Source organism: Rhodospirillales bacterium (assembly GCA_020638175.1).
In the GTDB taxonomy this organism is placed as follows: domain Bacteria; phylum Pseudomonadota; class Alphaproteobacteria; order Micavibrionales; family Micavibrionaceae; genus JACKJA01.
Map to the genome: position 1 here is coordinate 1359104 of JACKJA010000002.1, position 21271 is coordinate 1380374.

A 21271-nucleotide genomic window follows, 5' to 3' on the forward strand; every position below is an offset into this window, starting at 1 on the left:
ATGAGTGAAGAAAAACCGACAGAAAATCCTGCATACGATGAGTTGGCCGAGCCCCCCCAACTGGATGCGCCAAAGGATCATCCGCTGTGGCCAAAACTGGTGGCCGCGATGAAGGAAGTCTACGACCCTGAAATTCCGGTCAACATGTATGAACTGGGGCTGATCTATAAAGTTGAAATTACCGATGCCGAAGACGGTAAGGCCGATATTGCCGTGGAAATGTCGCTAACCTCGCCGGGCTGCCCGGTGGCGCAGGAAATGCCCGGCATGATCCAGAGCGCGCTGTTCCCGGTCGAAGGTGTCGGGCAGGTCGATGTCGAGTTGGTCTGGGATCCGCCCTGGGATCCGTCCTTCATGGCGGAAACCGCCAAGATGGAACTCAATATGTTCTATTGAATTTTTTCGAGAGCTGTCTCGATGAGGGCGCCGGCATCAACACCGTCTTTGTGCGCTTCCGTGCTCAGCACCTGCCGCCAGTGCCGTCCGCCGGGAATGCCGTGAAACAGGTTGACCATATGTCGTGTGATGGATTTGACCGGCGTGCCGTATAATTCGCCTTGTTCGATCATGTAAGGCACCATCGCGCGGGCGATGGCGGCGCGAGCAGGGGATTCGTGGCTGTAAAAATCCCGCTCAATATCTGCCAGAAAATACGGATTCTGATAGGCTTCCCGGCCAATCATCACGCCGTCAAACACGTCGAGGCGCGCCCGTGCATCCTCCAGCGTCCGGATTCCGCCATTTAAAATGATGGTTAAGGCGGGGTGCGCCTCTTTGAGCTGTTGCACGATATCATAGCGCAGCGGCGGTATTTCACGGTTTTCTTTGGGGGAAAGTCCCTGAAGCCACGCCTTGCGCGCATGCACGATAAACATTTCACATCCAGCTTTAGAAATATCCTCTATAAAATTGTTTAAAAAGGAAAATTCTTCGCTATTATCAATGCCTATCCGGCATTTGACGGTAACAGGTTTATCCGTAGCATTTCGCATGGCTTCAACGCACCGGGCCACAATGTCCGGTGTGTTCATCAGGCATGCCCCGAACGAACCGTTCTGAACCCGGTCGGACGGACAGCCGCAATTCAGGTTGATCTCGTCGTAGCCATAGTCCTGATCGGCGATTTTTGTGCAGGCGGCGAGGGCCGCCGGATCGCTGCCCCCCAGCTGCAAGGCAATGGGATGTTCGTTATCATGAAAGCGCAAATGCCGGTCTTCATCCCCGTGCAGGATAGCGCCCGTTGTAATCATCTCCGTATACAGCCGGACATGCGGCGCGATCAGCCGGTGAAAATACCGGCAATGCCTGTCCGTCCAGTCTAGCATCGGGGCGACGGATATATGCGGAGTATATGTGTTCATCGGCGGCTTTCTTAGCATGTCTGCATGCCGGTGAACAAGCAAACCGTGAAAATTCGTGTTTATTTGTGGCCGTCCGTGGTTTAAAAAGAAGCCATGAAACGGATTCTGTTTATTCTTTTGCTCGCTTTTATGTGTGCGCCATTACCGGTGAGCGCACAGGACACCCCGTCCTTCCGTGATACGGAACTGCCGTTGCCGCGCTTTGCGTCGCTGCGCTCGGACAAGGTCTACATGCGGGCGGGACCGGGGCTGCGCTATCCGATCCGCTGGATTTACAACCGGGAAAACCTGCCGATGGAGATTGTTCAGGAATTCGATCACTGGCGTAAGATCCGGGATTATGACGGCGAAGAAGGCTGGGTCCACCAGTCATTGCTGTCGGGGCTGCGGACGGTGATGGTGCGCGGCGAGGGTGATCCCGTGCCGGTTCGGGATAAGCCTGAAAGTGAATCCCGTATGATTGTTCGTCTGGAACCAACCGTTATCGCAACTGCTGAAAAATGCATCCCCGACTGGTGCCGGATCGAAGTCGGCGGTTATCGCGGCTGGATTGAAAAAAAAGTGCTTTGGGGCATTTACGAGGACGAAGAATTAGATTAATCTAGTTCTTACAGGTGGTTCGCCACTTTATCCACAAGACGGTTCACAGGCCGTTTCCCGCCATTTTATATCTATTTTTATAACTAACCCCGCCCTTTGCCACTAACCTTCTGGCTGCATTTACATGTCGATTCTTAATGATAAGGCCGCTTTTTCCGGCCACATATACCGGATTCTGATGGACAAAGCATCCCTCGCCGGAGAGGAAACTGACGGCATGCGCCTGCTGCAACTGCTGGCCGGGATTATGATTGAAACCCTTTTGCTGTTTGATGAGCCTGACGCCGGGCTGGAGGCAACCAAAGCCCGTCTGGAAGATATGCTGGGCTGTGGTCCTCTCGAAGGGCCGCTGGGCGAAAAAGCGCTGCCGCCGCCTTATATCATCGACTATGAAACCGAGCAGGGCCGCATGATGGCGCGGGAGCTGTTCGAGGAATGGCTGGATTGCGCCTACGAATTCCATGATGTGCTTTTGAACCTGACTCACAATGTTATGTTGCGTCTGGAGCAGGACGGCCAGTCCCGCGCGGAAACCTTCCGCTTGTATATTGAATGCGCGACGCGCTGCCTGAGCTATGAAATCGCGGCGCAGGAATTATGCGACATCGTAATTGAAAAGAAACTGATGAAGGAAGGCTGGAATCTCGCGGAAAGCGTCAGCGGACTGAGCGCGGTTGCCGGTCGTTGTCTGGCCTTGTCTCAAAATGCCTGCCAGCTTTTCAATGTGCCTTCGCTGCCCGATAAACTCGATCAGGTTGCCTATGTGATGACACAGGAAGCGACACGTCTGGGGATTCCCGCCGGATCGGACTGGCGGTTTGGTTTGGCGGCCAATGATTGCCTGACCAGCGCGCCCTATGATTTGATTCACTCGCTGGAGCCGGCTTGCCGGGAATTTTTCCGGGTCATGAAGATGGGGAATTTAATGGACCAGTCAGTCGCCTGCGCCAAAGCGGCCGGACGTATGCTGGCTGTAGCGGCGGGCGGCGAAGAGCCGGATCTGGAGCCGGTCATTGCAAAACCGTTGGCGATGGCGGCGATGACCGATACCTATCGCACGGTTTGTGGAGAAGGCGCGATCCTCTCTTGCTAAGGTGGTTATATGGTCGTATAACGGGGCCATGCAACCACTAACAGCCGAAATGCCTATGACCTTTACACCGAAATCAAGCTATAGCTACGATGATATTATTTCCTGCGGCCACGGGGAATTGTTTGGCCCCGGAAATGCTCGCCTGCCTTTGCCGCCGATGCTGATGTTCGATCGCATTACGAACATTTCTGCGGAAGGTGGTGCCTATGGCAAGGGCGAACTGACCGCCGAATTTGATATCAAGCCCGACCTCTGGTTCTTTGAGTGCCACTTTGAAAGCGATCCGGTGATGCCGGGCTGTCTGGGTCTGGATGCCGTTTGGCAACTCCTTGGCTTTTATCTGGGGTGGACCGGCGCGCCGGGATCGGGCCGGGCGCTGGGGCTGGGCGAATTGAAATTCACCGGCCAGGTCTTGCCGGAAACAAAGCTCGTACAATATCATCTGGACATCAAACGCGTGATTAACCGCCGCTTGGTTCTGGGGATTGCCGACGGGCAGGTTATTGCTGATGGCGAAGTCATTTATGAAGCCAAAGACCTGAAAGTCGGCCTGTTCGATAATCCAAGAGCAATGTGAGGTTCACATGAGTGACTTACCGCAAGGGCGCCGGGTTGTTGTGACCGGCATGGGCATTGTGTCCTGTATCGGGAATAACGTGTCCGAGGTTCTGGAATCTCTGAAGGCTGGAAAATCAGGGATAACCTTTTCTCCGGAATATGCGGAAATGGGCTTTCGCTCCCATGTTCACGGCAAGCCGGATATCGATCCATCCGAACATATCGACAAGAAATTCTACCGCTTTATGGGCGATGCCGCGGCATACAACTATATTGCCATGGAGCAAGCCATCGCGGATTCAGGGCTTGAGACTTCCGATGTTGTAAATGAACGCACAGGCGTTATCGTTGGCTCAGGCGGTCCCTCGACACGGGCGCAGGTTCTGGCAGCCGACATCGCCCGCGAGAAATCACCCAAACGTGTTGGTCCGTTTGCCGTGCCGAAATGCATGTGCTCCACAACGTCGGCCAATATGGCGACGGCCTTCCAGATCAAAGGGGTGAACTATACGATTTCCTCGGCCTGTTCGACGTCAGCACACTGCATCGGTGATGCGGCAGACCAAATCCGTTTTGGCCGTCAAGATGTGATGTTTGCTGGTGGCGGTGAGGAGCTCGACTGGACGTTATCTGTCTTGTTTGATGCCATGGGCGCGATGTCGTCCAAATACAACGATACACCGGAAAAAGCGGCCCGCGCCTATGATGCCAACCGCGACGGTTTTGTGATTGCCGGCGGCGGCGGTGTGTTGGTTCTGGAGGAACTGGAACATGCCAAAGCCCGCGGCGCTAAAATTTATGCCGAAGTGACCGGTTACGGCGCCACGTCCGACGGGGCCGATATGGTGGCGCCGAGCGGCGAGGGTGCTGTGCGTTGCATGAAACAAGCGCTGTCCACCGTCAAAACCCCGGTGACCTATATCAACAGCCACGGCACATCAACCCCGGTTGGCGATATTACAGAGCTGAACGCTATTCGCGAAGTTTTCGGCGGCGCGGACAAAGATCTGCCGCACATTAGTGCAACCAAGTCGATGACCGGACACTCTCTCGGCGCGACGGGCGTACAGGAAGCGATTTATTCGCTGTTGATGATGAAACATAACTTTGTTGCGCCCAGTATCAACGTTGAAACCCCGGATGAAGCCGTGGGCGATGCGCCGGTTGCAAAAACCAGAATCGATAATGTCGATCACCAGACCGTGATTTCCAACAGTTTTGGCTTTGGTGGCACGAACTGCACATTGGCCATGAGTAAGTTTGAAGAGTAAAGAAAAATGACGGAAGCAATATCAAATATCATGAAAGGTAAACGCGGGCTTGTGATGGGCGTCGCGAATGACAAGTCGATTGCCTGGGGGATGGCACGCACGCTGCACCAGCACGGCGCGGAACTGGCGTTTACCTACCAGGGCGAAGCGTTTGAAAAACGGGTTCGTCCGCTGGCCGAAGGGATCGGCAGCGACTTTCTGATCGAATGCGATGTTTCCGATGAAGACAATCTGGATCAGGTCTTTGGCGAAATTGAAAAGAAATGGGGCAAACTGGATTTCCTGATCCACGCAATCGCGTATTCGGACAAGGAAGAGCTGAAAGGCCGTTATGTTGATACATCCCTCGGCAATTTCCTGAACTCTATGCATATCTCCTGCTACTCTTTTACCTCGATCATGCGCCGGGCGGCGCCGTTGATGAGCGAAGGCGGAAGCGCGGTGACCCTGACATATTATGGCGCGGAAAAAGCCATGCCGAATTACAACGTGATGGGTGTGGCCAAAGCCGCGCTGGAGGCATCCGTACGCTATCTGGCCGCTGATCTGGGACCGCAAGGTGTGCGCGTGAATGCGATTTCCGCCGGGCCGATGCGGACACTGGCGGGATCTGCGATCGGCAGCGCCCGCACGACGTTCCGTTACTGCAATGCGACCAGTCCGCTGCGGCGGCCGGTAGAGCTGGACGAAATCGGCGGGGCAGGGCTGTACTTGCTTTCCGATCTCGGCGGGGCGGTGACGGGTGAAGTTCACTATGTCGATGGCGGGTTCAATGCCGTCGGCATGCCGATGCCGGACGTCCTGAAAGAACTGGCCGGTTAAGGCGCCAGCTTCTGAACATCTTTATAGGCTTTTCGGGCGCGTTTGTTCGTCGCGGCGACTCGTTCCTCCAGCGATATAATGCATTCGTCTCGCCGGAAATCGCGGCAGAAAGCATGAGCGTCAGAGACGTCCCGAAAGCCGATAAACAAAATGTCGAGTTCTTTATCAACATGTTCGATATAGCTTATTTTAAAAGCGTCTCGTTGATGGCGTTCCTGTAGCTTCCAGCCAAAGAAATCGGCAATTTCCTCATTTTTCAAGGTCGCCGTTTCAAAAAACAAAAAATGCCGGTGCCCCAATATCAGGGAATCTTTAAAATGGTTGGGAAAGTATTGATTATCGGTCAGGCTCTGAAATATTTTTCGGGGTAAACCGCTTGGCTCGCAACCGACGTACGTTGCTATCAGGTTATTAAAATCGACCGCCATAAAGCACACTCTCTTGTTATTTTTATGGATAATAAACGCCAAGACGCGGAAAAAGTCAAAATTATTTCTCTCGGTATAGCTCTATCTCAGGGATAGAGCCATCTTCGAAGACATCCGGTTTGCCGAGTTTTACGCGGCATCCGGCCACAAGCGGCAGAGACAGGCAAAAAGACGCCAGCTCATCGCCCAGCGTTTCCAAAAGCTCGGTATGCGGCTTGTCCGGCCAGTGTTTCATGACATAGGCATGAACACGGCTGTAATCGATGCAATTCCCTAAATCGGTCGTTGCCCCCGGATCGGCGCCATACAGCTCAACCTCTATGCTCACGCGCTGCTTTTGCAGTTTTTCCCAGTCATTGACCCCGACCGCCATCGTGACGGTCAGGCTGCGCAGACGCACGATATAGGGAGAATGGTTCATGGCCTAGTGAACGCTCAGCAGGTTTTCCTGAATGATGTCAGGTACATCGCTAATGACAGAATCGACGCCCCAGCTTTGTAACTGACGACCACGCAGGCCATCGTTAATCGTGTAGACCAAAACGGCTTTTTCTCGATCGATTATCTCTTCTATCGTTCCGCGAGAAGCCAGCTTGTCGCTAATGTTGACGGTGGTACAATCAAGATAATCGACGAGCTCGTACCAGTTCTCCGGCATGGCTTCTCCTGTAATCAAAAGACCGCGATGCCAGTCACCAGCCATATCGCGTGCCGTTTCCAGAGAAACATGCTGGAAGCTGCTAATCAAAAGCCGGTCGTGGTCGTCCCAGATTTGTGACAGACAATCGAGCGCAACTTCCGCCGTTTCCTTTTCCCGGCCGGGGCAGGGCTTGATTTCAAGATTTAAACCCAGATCATGCCGGAGGAGCACATCAACAGCTTCCTCCAGCGTAGGGATTTTGATTCCCGTAAAGCTCTCGCCAAACCAACTTCCGGCCTCCAGCTGCTTGATATCTTCGTAATCGGTTTCGGCGATGTTGCCGGAGCCATTCGTCGTCCGGTCCAGCGTATCATCGTGAAAAATAATTGGCACACCATCACGGGTCAGCTTAACGTCAAGCTCCACCCATTCCACATCCATATCGGCGGCGGTGGCAATGCTCTCCAAAGTATTTTCAGGGGCGTATCCGCATACGCCCCTGTGACCAATAATTTTAGGAAGTTTAAGAGGCAAGATCTTACGCCTCTTTTTTCCGGTCTTCTTTCGCGATTTCCTCGCCGGTTTCCTGATCGACGCGCTTCATCGACAGTTTAACCTTGCCGCGGTCGTCGGTGCCGATCAGCAGAACTTTAACCGCATCGCCTTCCTTGACCACGTCGGTGGTTTTTTCAACGCGGCGGTCAGCCAGCTCAGAGATATGAACCAGACCGTCTTTTTTGCCCATGAAATTGACGAACGCGCCAAAGTCCATGGTCTTAACAACCGTACCGTCGTAAATCTTGCCAACTTCCGGCTCTTCAGTCAGACCGCGAATGATGTTCACAGCTTCCTCGATAGAGTTCAGATCCGTTGCCGCAACCTTGACCGTACCGTCATCATCAATGTCGATTTTACAGCCCGTGGTCTCAACGATCTCGCGGATCACTTTACCACCGGTGCCGATAACATCGCGGATTTTGTCGGTCGGGATTTTCAGGGTAACGATCTGCGGCGCCGTGTCTTTCACATCGCTGCGGGATTCGCTGATGGCTTTTGCCATTTCGCCCAGAATATGAATCCGGCCGCCTTTGGCCTGTTCCAGAGCGATTTTCATGATTTCCTCGGTGATCGAGGTAATCTTGATGTCCATCTGCAGGGAGGTAATCCCTTCTTCCGTTCCGGCGACTTTAAAGTCCATATCGCCCAGGTGATCTTCATCGCCCAGAATATCGGACAGAACCGCAAAGTCCTTGTCTTCCTTAATCAGACCCATGGCAATACCGGAAACCGGACGTGCCAGCGGTACACCGGCATCCATCAGCGCCAGAGAGCTGCCGCAGACACTCGCCATAGAAGACGATCCGTTAGATTCCGTGATCTCGGAAACGTTCCGCACCGTGTAGGGAAATTCCTCTACGCTCGGCATCAAAGGGTGCACGGCACGCCATGCCAGTTTACCGTGACCGATTTCGCGGCGGCCCGGAGGGCCCATACGGCCGGCTTCACCGACGGAGTAGGGCGGGAAGTTGTAGTGCAACATGAAGCGCTGTTTGTACTCACCTTCCAGCGCGTCCATAATTTGCTCGTCCTGACCCGTACCCAGCGTGGTGACAACCAGTGCCTGCGTTTCACCGCGGGTAAACAAAGCGGAGCCGTGCGCGCGGGGCAAAACGCCGATTTCCGCAACGATCGGACGCACCGTTTTGGTATCACGACCATCAATACGTTTGCCGGTTTTCAGGATAGAACCACGAACAACATCGGATTCCAGATCCTTGAATTTAGCGGTAACAACGTTTTCGGTCAGGCCGTTTTCTTCGTCGAGGAATGCCTCGATCGCGGCTTTACGCACTTCACCGACGGCGGCATAACGCTCTTGCTTGTCGACAATGCCATAAGCCTTTTCAACATCCTTGGCGAATTTCTTTTTCAGGGCATCGGCCATTTTTGTGATGGCTTCCGGTGTTTCCGGAACATCCCATGGCTCTTTCGCACACATTTCGGCCAGATCAATGATCGCGCCGATAACCGGCTGGAAGCCTTCCCAACCGTGCATAACAGCGCCCAGCATAACATCTTCCGGCAATTCCTTGGCTTCTGATTCAACCATCAGAACACCCTCGGTCGTCCCGGCAACAACTAGGTCCAGTTCAGAGCCTTCCATGTCTTGCAAGGTCGGGTTCAGGAGATACTTACCATCTTTGTAACCAACGCGGGCGCCGGCAATCGGACCCATGAACGGGATACCGGAGATCGTCAAAGCGGCAGAGCAGCCAATCATAGCAACGATATCCGGATCGTTTTCCATGTCGTGGGATACAACGGTCGCGATAACCTGCACTTCGTTCATGAAGCCTTTCGGAAACAGCGGGCGGATCGGACGGTCGATCAGACGGCTGGTCAGTGTTTCTTTTTCGGAAGGACGTGCCTCACGTTTGAAAAAACCGCCCGGAATCTTGCCAGCGGCATAGGCTTTTTCTTGATAGTGAACGGCCAGCGGGAAGAAGTCCTGTCCCGGTGAAACGGATTTGGCACCGACAACGGTACACAAGACGGATGTGCCGCCCAGAGAAGCCATCACGGCTCCATCAGCTTGCCGGGCGATTTTCCCGGTTTCCAGTGCCAGCGTACGGCCGGCGAATTCAATTTCTTTACGATAAACGTTAAACATATTTTCAATTTCCTTTTTATATGTAGAATCAAGCTCCCTTCCTCAAAGGGAAGCAGAGCGTATAAATAGCTTTTCAAGAATTATGGGGATTTGCGGTGGACAATTAAAAGCGGTACATCTGGTTCGCCGCTCTTGACAGTCAACCGTAGATCACCCTGACGGTTCTTGCGAAGCCAAGGGATACATGACATGATTGGTCCCGAAAGTCAAAGGATTTATCCAGTTTAAAAGGAGCATACTCTATGTCGAATTACCTCGTCCTTCTTCGTCACGGTCAGAGCCAGTGGAACCTGGAAAACCGTTTTACCGGTTTCCATGATGTTGATCTCAGCCCCTTGGGCGAGGAAGAAGCCCGCGATGCCGGTAAGCGGCTTGCCAAGGCCGGGATTAAATTCGATCATGTGTTTTCCAGCACCCAGACCCGCGCCAACCGGACGGCGGAAATTGCCTTAAATGAAGCCGGGCAGGGCGAACTGTTTCCGAAAATGATCCGCCATGATGATCTGCGCGAGCGCGACTATGGCGACCTGACGGGCCTGAACAAAGACGAAACCCGTGCCAAATACGGCGATGAGCAGGTTCACATCTGGCGCCGCTCTTATGATGTGCCGCCGCCGGGCGGGGAATGCCTGAAGGATGTCGTCGAAAATCGCGTGCGCCCGTATTACAACGAACATATCAAGCCGCTAGTGGAGCAGGGTGAAAATATCCTGATTGCCGCCCACGGGAACTCATTGCGTGCCATGCTGATTATTCTGGGGCTGGAGACGCCAGAGACGATCAATCAGGCTGAAATGGAAACCGGTGTGCCGCTGGTTCTTGAATTTGAAGACGGTAAGATTGTAGGAAAGTCTTTCCTCAAAGATAAAGAGGCGGCTTGACTATTTAGGTTCTTGGCGGGATATCCAACTGGTGCGGCGCAGTTCTTTGCCTGCATTCTCCATTTGGATTCCGGCTTGGCCGACCCAGTACAGGGTTTCATTTTTTGTCGCCTTCCAGGCGCTGCCAAGATAGCTGTCCTGACCTTTGTTGGCGCGATAATGACCGAAGGCTTCAGCGCCGAACAGCAGGGCAATACCGGCGGCCGTTCCCGTTGCCAGTTTTCTTTTGGGCGTCCCTAAAAAGAAATGTTTTGTTCTCTCGAGCATAATGAAATCCCTATGTTTTTGGCTATGCTTTTAAATGTGGCATGATTTTTAGCAGAAAAACCGGGGGGCTGTCAAAGTTTTCATAACTATCAATCGGAGCAAAAGAAAAGGCGGAACAAACGCCCGCCTTTTTGTATTCTGCATGCTCCGCACTTAACGGCGGATGCTCAGGCGTTTAATCAGGTCCTGATAACGGCCCTCATCTTTGCTTTTCAGGTAGTCCAGCAGTTTACGGCGCTTGGCAACCATGGCCAGCAGCCCGCGGCGGCTGTGAATGTCTTTGTGGTTGGCTTGCATGTGGCTCGACAGGTTGTTGATCCGCTCGGTCAGGATCGCGACCTGTACTTCCGGTGAACCGGTATCGCCTTTTTTGGTTTCGTATTCGCCAATCAGTTCTTGCTTGCGTTCAGCTGTAATCGACATCGGGTACTCCTTTTTTATCTATAGGTTAAAAACACGCACAGGGCTGATTTCCGGGCCGCATACCATGACAAGCGCAATCGGCTTTCCTTGGTATGTCACGAGCGCTTCGCAATCTTCCCGTACATCGATCCCGGCGCTTTTGATGCGCTCCAGATCGGGGCGGGATATGAACGAAAGCGTTCGCCCTTGCTTCAACTGTGCAGCTTCCTGTTCTCTTATGGCCAGAGCCGGGATGTCGTCCAGCGCGGTCTCGACAGGAAGCAATGCCGTTTCAGGCGCGGCACTATCGCCCAATTCCTCAAGTTTTTCAAGAGAAATCGCATTGTTTAGGTCAAACGGCCCGACAAATTCGCGCCGCAGCGCCGTGATATACCCGCAAGTCCCCAGTTTTTCGCCCAGATCACGGGCGATCGAGCGGATATAGGTGCCCTTGCCGCAGATACAGCGGAAATGCGCTTCATCGGTTTCGGTGCTCAACAGCTCAAGGCTTTCGATGTAAACCGGGCGGGGCTGCAAAATAACCTCTTCACCCTCGCGGGCCAGATCATAGGCACGCTCACCGTTAATTTTAAGGGCGGAAAATTTTGGGGGCAGTTGCTCGATATCACCGATAAAGGCGGGCAGGGCCGCTTCGATGTCTGCGGGGGCAGGGCGGACGTCAGAGGTTGCAACAATGTCGCCTTCGGCGTCATCAGTGTCGCGAGCCTCACCCCAGCGCACGGTAAACGCATAGCTTTTCAGGGCATCTTGGCAATAAGGGATGGTTTTCGTAGCTTCGCCCAGCGCAATCGGCAGGATCCCGGTGGCCAGCGGATCAAGCGTTCCGGCATGTCCGGCCTTCTGGGCGTTCAAAATCCGGCGGACACGCCCGACTGCCTGCGTCGAGGTCATTTCCGCGGGCTTGTCCAGATTAATCCAGCCATTAACGATGTTGCCTTTTTTACGCCGCGCCATGCTCTTCGTCTTCGGCGGCATGGGGCAGGTTATTCAGGATACTTTCAATCCGCTGCGCCTCTTCGAAGCTTTCATCTTCAACGAATTTGACGCGCGGAGTAAATTTCAGGTTCGTCACCCGGTTGATCTCTTTCTGGAAGGTGTGGTGCTCTTCGTTCAGCGCTTCCAGAAGCTTTCCCAGATGAACGCCGCCCAGCGCCATGACATAGGCCCGCGCATGTTTCAGGTCCGGCGAAGGCCGGACTTCCGTCACCGTGACATTGTGGCTTTCATTCAGCAAAATCTCGCTGTGGAAATGGCCCCGGCGCAGGACGTCGGACATAACATGCCGCAGTTCTTCGCCAACCCGTAATTGCCGCTGTGACGGCCCCGGTCCGTTATGATGTTTGTTTTTCATGAGAACCTCAGATATTTAGTCCAGCGTACGGGCTTCTTCGACGACTTCGTAACATTCGATAATGTCATGTTCCTTAATGTCGTCGTAGTTTTCGAACGCCATACCGCATTCCATACCCTCTTTGACTTCCTTGACTTCGTCCTTGAAGCGTTTGAGAGTCTTCAGCGTGCCTTCGTGGATCACAACATCATCACGCAACAACCGCACCTTGGCGCCGCGCTTGACCATGCCGCGCGTAACCATACACCCGGCGATATTTCCGACCTTGGTTACGCGGAACACCTGGCGGATTTCGGCCTGACCCAGATATTCCTCGCGCAGGGCCGGAGCCAGCATACCGCTCAGGATCGCCTTGGCATCGTCAATAACGTTGTAAATCACGTTGTAGTAACGAATATCCACGCCGTTTTTCTCGGCCATTTCGCGGGCCTGCGTATTGGCGCGCACGTTAAAGCCGACAATCAGCGCATTCGAAGCCTTCGCCAGAATAACGTCGGATTCGGTAATCCCGCCAACACCGGAGTGCAGGATATTGATTTTCAGCTCTTCATTTTCTTCAACTAGTTTTTCAAGAGACCCGGCAATCGCTTCGACCGAGCCATGAACATCGGCCTTGATAAGGATCGACAAGGCTTCGCGCTTGCTTTCCTTGTCATAGGCCAGCAATTCCTCGAACGAGGCGTCTTTGCCCAGTTGCAGGGCATTGGCGGCTTCGCGTTTCTTGCGCTGGCGGTATTCACTGATTTCGCGGGCCTTGCCTTCATCGGCAACAACGACCAGATGATCGCCCGATTGCGGCGCGCCGTTCAGCCCCAGAATTTCAACCGGCTGGCCGGGGACGGCTTCGGTGACGTTCTTGCCATGATCGTCGACCAGAGCGCGCACGCGGCCCCATTCACTGCCGACCACAAAGATATCACCGATTTTCAGGGTACCTTTTTGAACCAGAACCGTGGCGACATTCCCGCGGCCTTGCTCCATTTTGGCTTCAACCACGGCGCCGACGGCATCGCGGTTCGGATTGGCTTTGATCTCCAGCATTTCAGCTTGCAGTAAAATAGCTTCTTCCAGCTTGTCGAGGTTAATCCGCTGTTTCGCAGATATCTCGATACATTGCGTCTCGCCATGAAAATCTTCGACAATCACTTCGTACTGCAAAAGATCCTGTTTGACTTTCTTGGGGTCGGCATCCGGCAGGTCAACCTTGTTCACAGCAACGATCAACGGAACGCCTGCCGCTTTTGCGTGGTTAATAGCCTCAATCGTCTGCGGCATGATGCTGTCATTGGCGGCAACGACCAAAACCACAATATCCGTAACATTCGCACCGCGCGCCCGCATTTCGGTAAAGGCAGCGTGGCCCGGTGTGTCAAGAAATGTAATCTTGGATCCGTTCGACATTGTGACCTGATAGGCACCAATATGTTGGGTAATACCGCCAGCCTCACCGGAAACGACATCGGTCGTCCGCAAGGCATCGAGCAGGGAGGTTTTTCCGTGATCGACGTGACCCATAACGGTAACAACCGGTGGCCGGGGAAGCATATCTTCCGGCTGGTCTTCCAGACCTTCCAGACCTTCTTCCACGTCGGCATCCGTGACGCGTTTAATCTTGTGACCGAATTCCTCAATAATCAGTTCAGCCGTATCGGCATCCAGAGACTGGTTGATGGTGGCCATCACACCGAGTTTCATCAAAGCCTTGATAACATCACCGCTGCGCTCGGCCATCCGGTTGGCCAGTTCCTGTACGGTAATGGCTTCCGGAACGATAATCTCGCGGGATTGCTTTTTCGGGGGCTCCATAGCGCCAGAGGCTGCCATGCGGGCTTTTTCACGGGCACGGCGCTGGGCGGCCAGTGACGGTCCGCGATCCCGGTCGTAATCCTCGTTCAGAACCTGCGTAACCGTTATTTTCCCGCTGCGGCGGCGATTGTCAGTGCCGCGGTTAGGACGCGGTTGCTGCTGCTTTTTCATGCGCTCGCGGAACGATTCTTCTTCTTCGGCATCCGCCGCATGAATATCTTTTTTGTTGCGGAATCCCGTATCGACGGCCCCGCGGGCTTGCTCTTCAGCCAGACGCTGTTTTTCAGTTTCCTGACGCTGCCTGTCTTCTTCTTCCTGAATCAGGCGCAGCTCTTCCAGCTCTTGCTGGCGGCGTTTATCAGCATCGGTCAGATGAGCGTCTGTATCGACGGGGGCCGCGGCGGAATCGCCGGCCTCTTCGGCGGCCTTTTTCGCCAGCTCAGCCAGTTCGGCCTGGCGCTTGGCTTCTTCTTCTGCCAGAACCAGAACGCGGGCGCGGCGCTCAAGCTCCTGTTCCGTCAGGTTATGAAGATCATCAGACGCGGCACTGGCGGTATTATCCCCTGTGTCTTGTGGCGTAGTCTTGGGCGCGGGGGTACCCCGGCGGCGATTGCGTACTTCTACGGCCACCCCTTTGGTGCCGGTGGGGCGTGCAGCAGCAGCGCCGCTCCCGCCTTTCAGGCTCAACGTTCCCTTGCCAAGGCTCAGGGTTTTCTTTTCGTCTTTTGTTTCTTTAACGTCTTTAATTTCGCTCATAAGGCATCCTTTTACAGCGTTTCGCCTCCGAGCACCAGACGGAGGCTTATTTTTTCAGTGCGCGATCAGGCCGCATTTTCTGCTTCTTCTGCCTGATCTTCGTTTTCGAACCAGTGTGCCCGTGCCGCCATAATCAAGTCATTGGCTTCCGAGCTCTTCAACGAGCCTTCACCCAAAATCTCGATCAACTCGTCACCGGCCAAATCAGCCAGATCGTCACGGGTTTTTACGCCGTTTTCGCCCAGCTTGATAATCATATCGGGGGTCAAACCTTGGATTTCCATCAGGTCGTCGGCAATGCCCAGCTCGGTCCGTTTTTCCTGAAGCTTGGCTTCAATCAGGTCGAGCCATGCGTTGGCACGGTTTTGCAACTCGATAGAAACTTCCTCTTCAAAGCCTTCGATCTGGTTCAGCTCTTCAATCGGCGTTTCGGCAATTTCCTCGATCTTGCTAAAGCCTTCGGCCACCAGCAAGTGGGCGATAACTTCATCAACATCCAGAGCCTCCATAAACAGGCCGGAGCGTGTTTTGAATTCGTCAGCCCGGCGTTCAGATTCTTCTGCCTCGGTCAGGATATCAATATCCCAGCCCGTCAGCATGGAAGCCAGACGAACGTTCTGACCGCGGCGACCGATCGCCAGACTCAAATGTTCTTCCGGTACTACGACTTCCATCCGGTTTTTGTCCTCATCCAGAACAACCTTGGAAACGGCAGCCGGCTGGAGGGCATTCACGGTGAAAGAGGCAATGTCATCGGTCCACGGAATAATGTCGATTTTCTCGCCCTGCAGCTCGTTGACAACGGCCTGCACACGGCTACCGCGCATCCCGACACAGGCGCCGACCGGATCGATCGAGCTGTCGCGGGAGATAACGGCGATTTTCGCACGGCTTCCCGGATCGCGGGCAACGGCGCGGATTTCAATGATCCCGTCATAGATTTCAGGAACTTCCTGCGTGAACAGTAATTTCATGAAGTCAGGACGCGTGCGGGACAGGAAAATCTGCGGGCCGCGCTGTTCTTCACGTACGTCATAGATATAGGCGCGCACACGGTCGCCGTTTTTCAAATGCTCGCGTGGCAGGCATTCATCCCGGCGCAGCAACGCTTCGGCGCGGCCACCGATATCAATCGTGGCATTGCCGTATTCCACGCGCTTGATAACGCCATTAATCATCTCGCCGATCCGGTCTTTGAATTCGGCATATTGACGGGCGCGCTCGGCTTCACGGACTTTCTGCACGATAACCTGCTTGGCGGTCTGGGCGGCAATCCGTCCAAAATCGAGCGGCGGCAGATCGTCAATCAGGAATTCCCCGATAACGGCATCTTTTTTGATGCGCTGGGCTTCGGCCAAGGTAAGCTGCGTGGCTTCGTCTTCGATTTCCTCGACAACTTCGCGGTAACGCTTCAGCTCGATATCGCCGGTCTTGCGGTCGATATGGGCGCGAATATCGTGATCGTGACCGTATTTCGAACGACCGGCTTTCTGGATAGCCTCTTCCATGGCTTCCAAAACGATGTTCTGGTCAATGGCCTTATCGCGGGCGACCGCATCAGCGACTTGCAGAAGTTCCATTTTCTTTTCCTCTTTGCTTCTTGTCTTTAATCGTCAGTTGTTAAAAATATCTAGGCTTTTTTTTGCTTGTAACGGTTCAAAAGCTCGTCGGTCATAACCAGCTTAGCTTTATGCACCGAAGAATAGGGCAGGGCAAGCCTTCCCTGATCCGTATCGAGTATAATTTCATTGTTTTCCATGCCGCGGATACGGCCCCGGAATTTTTTCTGGCCGTCTACCGGCGGATCAATCTCGATTTTGGCCTCAAAGCCTTCGTAATCTGTGTAATCCTCTTCACGGACCAGCGGCCGGTCCATCCCCGGAGAGCTAACTTCCAGATAATAGCGGCTGTCAATAACGTCCTCAACGTCGAGCAGGGCCGAAATTTCACGGCTTAGCTCCGCGCATTTGTCTATATCCAGATTACGTGTGGCCGGGTCTTCCGCCATAACGCGTAAAACCGTGCCATGGCCCTCGTTCACGATCCGGGCGCACACCAGCCGCAAACCGCTTTCTTCGATAATCGGCGCAATAAGGCTTTCAATTTTCTGTTCGATCGGCGTCAAATCTATATTTTCCAACAAAAAAGGCGGGCCTCTTTATGAGCCCACCCTGTTATATATTCAGGATTTTGATGGGAATATAGGGATGTCCCCGCCAAAAGGCAAGAGATTTTTGCAAAAAATCGGTTCCGGTAATCAGGCCGGTTTGACTTTCAGCACAGTACCCTCCGTGGCCGTCACAACGATCTGCGATCCGGCCGGTAGGTCATCCGTTGCCTGGATTTTCCATGTGCTGTCGTCGACTTTGATTTTGCCCAGACCATTGACGATCGGCTCTTCCAGTGTGAAGTGCCGCCCGACATATTGTTCGCCCCGGCGGTTAAGCGTTGGCTCGGAACTTTCAACCGGGTTCTTCTTGCGCCATGCCCGCCAGCCCAAAAACGAGACCAGCGACAATACGGCCCATATCGTCAGTTGCAGATGCCAGAACATAAACGGGAAAACCAGCATCAGTAATCCGACGGCCAGCGCCGCCACACCCAGCCATATCAGGAAAAACCCGGATACAACCATTTCAAGGATCAGCAACACCATCCCGGCAATACCCCAGTGCCAGAATTCAATCATCGAAGGGTCGAATTGCTCAAACATATAGAGTCTCCATTTTCTGTCATCCTGAGCGATAGCGAAGGATCATTAACACTTAAAAGCAAAAAAGATTCTTCGCTCCACTCAGAATGACACATTAAACAGTTTACGCCGCTTTGTCTTTGCCGAATGCTTCCTTGGCGATCTCGGCAACGCCGCCCAGCGCGCCAATCACGTTCGAAGCTTCTACCGGCAGGAACAGAATTTTCTGGTTCGGGGAATTGGCAAACTTGCCCAGAGCCTTGACGTATTCTTGCGCGACGAAATAATTGATAGCCTGCACGTTTCCGCCGGCAATCGCTTGGGAGACGTCCTGCGTGGCTTGTGCTTCGGCTTGTGCTTGCCGTTCGCGGGCCTCAGAATCGCGGAATGCGGCTTCCTTACGGCCTTCGGCTTCGAGAATGGCGGATTGTTTTTCCCCCTCGGCGCGTAAAATAGCGGCCTGACGATCTCCTTCGGCCTCCAGAATAACGGCCCGTTTTTCCCGTTCGGCTTTCATCTGGCGAGCCATGGAATCGACCAGATCCCGCGGCGGGGTAATGTCCTTGATTTCGATCCGGGTGACCTTGATCCCCCACGGCGCCGTGGCGTCATCGACAATAGTCAACAACCGGGCATTGATCTGGTCCCGCTCGGAAAGCAGCTCATCCAGATCCATCGATCCCATCACCGTCCGGATATTAGTTGTAGTCAGGTTCAAAATAGCGCGCTCCATATCGCGCACCTCATAAGCCGCCTTGGCCGCGTCAAGCACCTGATAGAAAACAACGCCGTCAACTTCGATCAGGGCGTTGTCACGGGTAATGACTTCCTGTGAGGGCACGTCCAGAACGTTTTCCATCATGTTCATCCGCGCACCGATCGCATCGGCAAAGGGAATAATGAAATTCAGCCCCGGCGACATGGTGTGTGTGTATTTCCCGAACCGCTCGACCGTGAATTCATACCCCTGCGGCACAGACTTGATCCCCATAAACAAAAGGGAAACGGCGAACAGGACAAAGACAATGACAAAAACTTCCATGCTGAGAAAACTCCCTGAATAAATCCGGAAACAGATACGGCAAGGATTATAGCAACGTTTTAGCGGCGGCGAAACAGCAAATAGGACTGTTTGCGTCCGGCCGCGACGCCCTTTTGCTCATAGCGGGTCGGCAGCCATCCGGGCGGCGGGGTTTGCCAGTCGGCAGCGCTTTCCGCCGTCCATTCGAAATCGGGGTGGGCTGTCGCTTGCGTGACCATCCATTCGGCGAGATCGTCCACATCGGTCGTCATAACCAGAAGGCCGCCGGGTTTCATCACACGAGCAAACCGCGTCAGGTTGTCCTGAGAGATAATCCGGCGCTTGTGGTGGCGGGCCTTCGGCCAGGGATCGGGGTTCAGGACATAAATCTCATCAAGACAGGACACGTCCAGCCGGTCGACAACCTCGATGGCATCATCCATCCATACCCGGACGTGGTCGTGTTTTTCATCTTTGATCTGTTTTAAAAAGGCCGTCATGCCGTTGATGTATGGCTCACAGGCAATAAAGCCGTCAGCGGGCCGGGCGTGCATCATAGCAGCCACATGCTCGCCATTCCCGAAGCCTATTTCAAGAACCGTTTTTTCAGGTGTGAATGAAAAAAGGCCGGATAGGGCCAGCGCACCGGAAGAGGGTAGCTGGAGCTTGGGCAGCAATTCATCATAGACGGCTTGCCGGGACGCATTAAGCGGCCGCCCCAGCCGGCGCCCGTACAATCGGCGGTTTTTTTGTTCGGTATGGTTAGCCAAGAGTCTTCTGCAACGCATCGACCAGATCGAGTTGCTCCCAGCTAAAATGGCCGTCCGGGCGCGGTTCACGGCCAAAATGACCATAGGCTGCCGTCAGGGCATAAATCGGACGGCGAAGCTTCAGGTGCTCGATAATGCCACGCGGCGAGAAATCCATGACTTTGTTCAGGGCATTGACCAGATCTTTTTCCGGCACCTTTCCCGTCCCGTGTGTATTCACATACATGGACAGCGGCTTACTGACGCCGATCGCATAGGAAAGCTGGATCGTGCAGCGATCGGCATACCCCGCCGCGACAATGTTTTTAGCGGCGTAGCGGGCAGCATAAGCGGCGCTGCGGTCGACTTTCGTCGGGTCTTTCCCGGAAAACGCGCCGCCGCCGTGCGGGCATGCCCCGCCATAGGTATCGACGATGATCTTCCGTCCGGTCAGACCGGCATCCCCCACGGGACCGCCTATCACAAACCGGCCCGTCGGATTGACGTAGAATTCTTCTTCCGGACACATCCAGCCTTCCGGCAAAACATCCAGAACGTGGGGCCGGACCATTTCCCGGACTTCGGCCTGGGAGACGCTTTCATTATGCTGTGTCGAAACGACAACCGAGGTCGCCCGGACAGGCTGCCCGTCGCGATATTCCAAAGTTACCTGTGATTTTGAATCAGGCTCCAGCATCGGCAGCGCGCCGGAATGGCGAGCCTCGGCCAGAGAGCGCAGTATATTGTGTGAAAAATGAATGGCCGCCGGCATCAGGACATCCGTCTCATTGCAGGCATAACCGAACATAATCCCTTGGTCGCCCGCGCCTTCGTCTTTATCGGCAGCAGAATCGACGCCTTGCGCGATGTCGGTGGACTGGCTGTGAACCTTCACGTCAATATTGACATTTTTCCAGTGAAATTCTTCCTGCTCATAACCGATGTCTTTAATAACCTTGCGGGCGATTTGCTCGATATCGGCATGCGTAATCGAGGAGGGACCGCGGGCTTCGCCGACAATTCCGACATAATTCGTCGTCGTTACGGTTTCAATCGCGGCGCGGCAATTACTGTCCAGCGTCATATAATGGTCGACAACGGCATCGGAAATCTGGTCGCAGATTTTATCCGGGTGACCTTCGGAAACGGATTCGCTGGTGAAAAGGTAATCTTTTAAAGACATAGGCAGGTAATTCCTTGAAGCTGATATATGAGAAGAGCGGGAACGACCAGAAAACGCTAGGGCCACCTGACCGTATCCGGACGAGGATAGCCCTCCTGTTCTTCCTGTTCAAGAAAAACAATACGTTTTTTTATCAGCGGTGGGTTTTCATGATTTCAGCCATCGATTTGATGGTTTTAAGGAAATCTTTCCTGACATCGGGATCTTTGATCGAATAGTAGACACGGATCAGATCAAGCGTTTCCTTGCTGTTCATGATGTCATCGTTGATGAGTCCTTGCTGCTCGTTATCCGCCAGCGCCTGATATCCCAGAGTCTGAGCCGAATCATTCTCAACGAATTTTTCGAAGAAATAAGAAATAGGAACTTCCAGTATTTTGCTGAACTGGTACAGACGGCTGGCGCTTACCCGGTTGGTGCCACGCTCGTATTTCTGGATTTGCTGGAATGTCAGACCGACGGCCTCCGCAAGCTTTTCCTGACTGATCCCCAACAGAGAGCGGCGCATCCGCACACGTGTTCCCACGTGAACATCAACAGGATTAGGCTGTCTGTCTCCCGTAAGCTTGTCGCCGGCTATGTATTCTTTTTTTGCTCTGGCCATGGTATTTCTCTCTCTGCCTGCTTGCATGGTTCTTCTTTAACAGAAGAGTACATGTGCATGCAAACCGTTATCGTTTCAACTAACTTAAAGTATT

The 21271-nt window shown here is 53.7% G+C and carries 24 protein-coding genes; 7 read left to right on the forward strand and 17 right to left on the reverse strand.

The features are described 5' to 3' along the window. Positions 1-396 carry a DUF59 domain-containing protein gene (locus H6868_06625; protein ID MCB9988994.1) on the forward strand — a complete coding sequence of 132 codons (396 nt, stop codon included), beginning with the start codon at positions 1-3 and terminating at the stop codon, positions 394-396. Here the strand turns inward: H6868_06625 and dusA are convergent. Beyond that, positions 390-1379, reverse strand: a complete 990-nt coding sequence (gene dusA, locus H6868_06630; protein ID MCB9988995.1) for a tRNA dihydrouridine(20/20a) synthase DusA — start codon at positions 1377-1379, stop codon at positions 390-392. The two genes, H6868_06625 and dusA, sit on opposite strands and share 7 nt — an antisense overlap. Positions 1380-1454: 75 nt before the next feature. On the opposite strand from dusA, the gene H6868_06635 reads away from it, so the two are divergent. From H6868_06635 to H6868_06655, 5 genes are all read left to right on the forward strand, one after another. Further along, on the forward strand, positions 1455-1961 hold the full coding sequence (locus H6868_06635; protein ID MCB9988996.1) for a hypothetical protein: 507 nt from the start codon (positions 1455-1457) through the stop codon (positions 1959-1961). A 124-nt stretch (positions 1962-2085) separates the two neighbouring features. Then, positions 2086-3054: a hypothetical protein gene (locus H6868_06640; protein MCB9988997.1), complete on the forward strand. Its 969-nt coding sequence runs from the start codon at positions 2086-2088 to the stop codon at positions 3052-3054. A gap of 55 nt (positions 3055-3109) precedes the next feature. Then, on the forward strand, positions 3110-3631 hold the full coding sequence (gene fabA, locus H6868_06645) for a 3-hydroxyacyl-[acyl-carrier-protein] dehydratase FabA (GenBank protein MCB9988998.1): 522 nt from the start codon (positions 3110-3112) through the stop codon (positions 3629-3631). Between the two features lie 7 nt (positions 3632-3638). Beyond that, positions 3639-4883: a beta-ketoacyl-ACP synthase I gene (fabB, locus tag H6868_06650; protein MCB9988999.1), complete on the forward strand. Its 1245-nt coding sequence runs from the start codon at positions 3639-3641 to the stop codon at positions 4881-4883. Positions 4884-4913: 30 nt separating this feature from the next. Next, positions 4914-5705 carry an SDR family oxidoreductase gene (locus H6868_06655; protein ID MCB9989000.1) on the forward strand — a complete coding sequence of 264 codons (792 nt, stop codon included), beginning with the start codon at positions 4914-4916 and terminating at the stop codon, positions 5703-5705. Here the strand turns inward: H6868_06655 and H6868_06660 are convergent. The 4 genes from H6868_06660 to pnp all read right to left on the reverse strand — a co-directional run bounded on the left by H6868_06660 (position 5702) and on the right by pnp (position 9444). Then, a complete protein-coding gene (locus tag H6868_06660; GenBank protein MCB9989001.1) occupies positions 5702-6133 on the reverse strand; it encodes a hypothetical protein in 432 nt (143 codons plus the stop codon). The genes H6868_06655 and H6868_06660 overlap by 4 nt on opposite strands. Before the next feature lie 61 nt (positions 6134-6194). Further along, positions 6195-6554, reverse strand: a complete 360-nt coding sequence (locus tag H6868_06665; GenBank protein ID MCB9989002.1) for a dihydroneopterin aldolase — start codon at positions 6552-6554, stop codon at positions 6195-6197. A gap of 3 nt (positions 6555-6557) precedes the next feature. Then, on the reverse strand, positions 6558-7307 hold the full coding sequence (locus H6868_06670) for a glycerophosphoryl diester phosphodiesterase (GenBank protein ID MCB9989003.1): 750 nt from the start codon (positions 7305-7307) through the stop codon (positions 6558-6560). Positions 7308-7311: 4 nt separating this feature from the next. After that, complete coding sequence (pnp, locus tag H6868_06675; protein ID MCB9989004.1) at positions 7312-9444, reverse strand: polyribonucleotide nucleotidyltransferase; 2133 nt, start codon at positions 9442-9444, stop codon at positions 7312-7314. Positions 9445-9686: 242 nt separating this feature from the next. On the opposite strand from pnp, the gene H6868_06680 reads away from it, so the two are divergent. Continuing rightward, positions 9687-10325 carry a 2,3-bisphosphoglycerate-dependent phosphoglycerate mutase gene (locus H6868_06680; GenBank protein ID MCB9989005.1) on the forward strand — a complete coding sequence of 213 codons (639 nt, stop codon included), beginning with the start codon at positions 9687-9689 and terminating at the stop codon, positions 10323-10325. Here the strand turns inward: H6868_06680 and H6868_06685 are convergent, their stop codons facing one another. The 12 genes from H6868_06685 to H6868_06740 form a co-directional block, all read right to left on the reverse strand. Next, entirely contained in the window at positions 10326-10592 is a 267-nt protein-coding gene (locus H6868_06685) for a hypothetical protein (GenBank protein ID MCB9989006.1), read from the reverse strand. A gap of 153 nt (positions 10593-10745) precedes the next feature. After that, positions 10746-11015: a 30S ribosomal protein S15 gene (gene rpsO, locus H6868_06690; protein ID MCB9989007.1), complete on the reverse strand. Its 270-nt coding sequence runs from the start codon at positions 11013-11015 to the stop codon at positions 10746-10748. Between the two features lie 18 nt (positions 11016-11033). Further along, entirely contained in the window at positions 11034-11969 is a 936-nt protein-coding gene (truB, locus tag H6868_06695) for a tRNA pseudouridine(55) synthase TruB (GenBank protein ID MCB9989008.1), read from the reverse strand. Further along, positions 11956-12366 carry a 30S ribosome-binding factor RbfA gene (gene rbfA / locus H6868_06700; GenBank protein MCB9989009.1) on the reverse strand — a complete coding sequence of 137 codons (411 nt, stop codon included), beginning with the start codon at positions 12364-12366 and terminating at the stop codon, positions 11956-11958. The genes truB and rbfA overlap by 14 nt, the downstream gene beginning before the upstream one ends. A gap of 15 nt (positions 12367-12381) precedes the next feature. Next, a complete protein-coding gene (infB, locus tag H6868_06705) occupies positions 12382-14928 on the reverse strand; it encodes a translation initiation factor IF-2 (protein ID MCB9989010.1) in 2547 nt (848 codons plus the stop codon). Between the two features lie 65 nt (positions 14929-14993). Continuing rightward, complete coding sequence (gene nusA, locus H6868_06710; protein MCB9989011.1) at positions 14994-16508, reverse strand: transcription termination/antitermination protein NusA; 1515 nt, start codon at positions 16506-16508, stop codon at positions 14994-14996. Positions 16509-16558: 50 nt separating this feature from the next. Further along, positions 16559-17059: a ribosome maturation factor RimP gene (locus H6868_06715; GenBank protein MCB9989012.1), complete on the reverse strand. Its 501-nt coding sequence runs from the start codon at positions 17057-17059 to the stop codon at positions 16559-16561. 126 nt (positions 17060-17185) lie between these two features. Continuing rightward, a complete protein-coding gene (locus H6868_06720; GenBank protein MCB9989013.1) occupies positions 17186-17617 on the reverse strand; it encodes an NfeD family protein in 432 nt (143 codons plus the stop codon). A gap of 127 nt (positions 17618-17744) precedes the next feature. After that, entirely contained in the window at positions 17745-18662 is a 918-nt protein-coding gene (locus tag H6868_06725) for an SPFH/Band 7/PHB domain protein (GenBank protein MCB9989014.1), read from the reverse strand. Between the two features lie 59 nt (positions 18663-18721). Continuing rightward, entirely contained in the window at positions 18722-19429 is a 708-nt protein-coding gene (gene trmB, locus H6868_06730; protein ID MCB9989015.1) for a tRNA (guanosine(46)-N7)-methyltransferase TrmB, read from the reverse strand. Then, positions 19404-20573 carry a methionine adenosyltransferase gene (locus tag H6868_06735; protein ID MCB9989016.1) on the reverse strand — a complete coding sequence of 390 codons (1170 nt, stop codon included), beginning with the start codon at positions 20571-20573 and terminating at the stop codon, positions 19404-19406. Before H6868_06735 ends, trmB begins: the two co-directional genes overlap by 26 nt. A 133-nt stretch (positions 20574-20706) precedes the next feature. Further along, a complete protein-coding gene (locus H6868_06740) occupies positions 20707-21204 on the reverse strand; it encodes a helix-turn-helix transcriptional regulator (protein MCB9989017.1) in 498 nt (165 codons plus the stop codon). Positions 21205-21271: the final 67 nt, after the last annotated feature.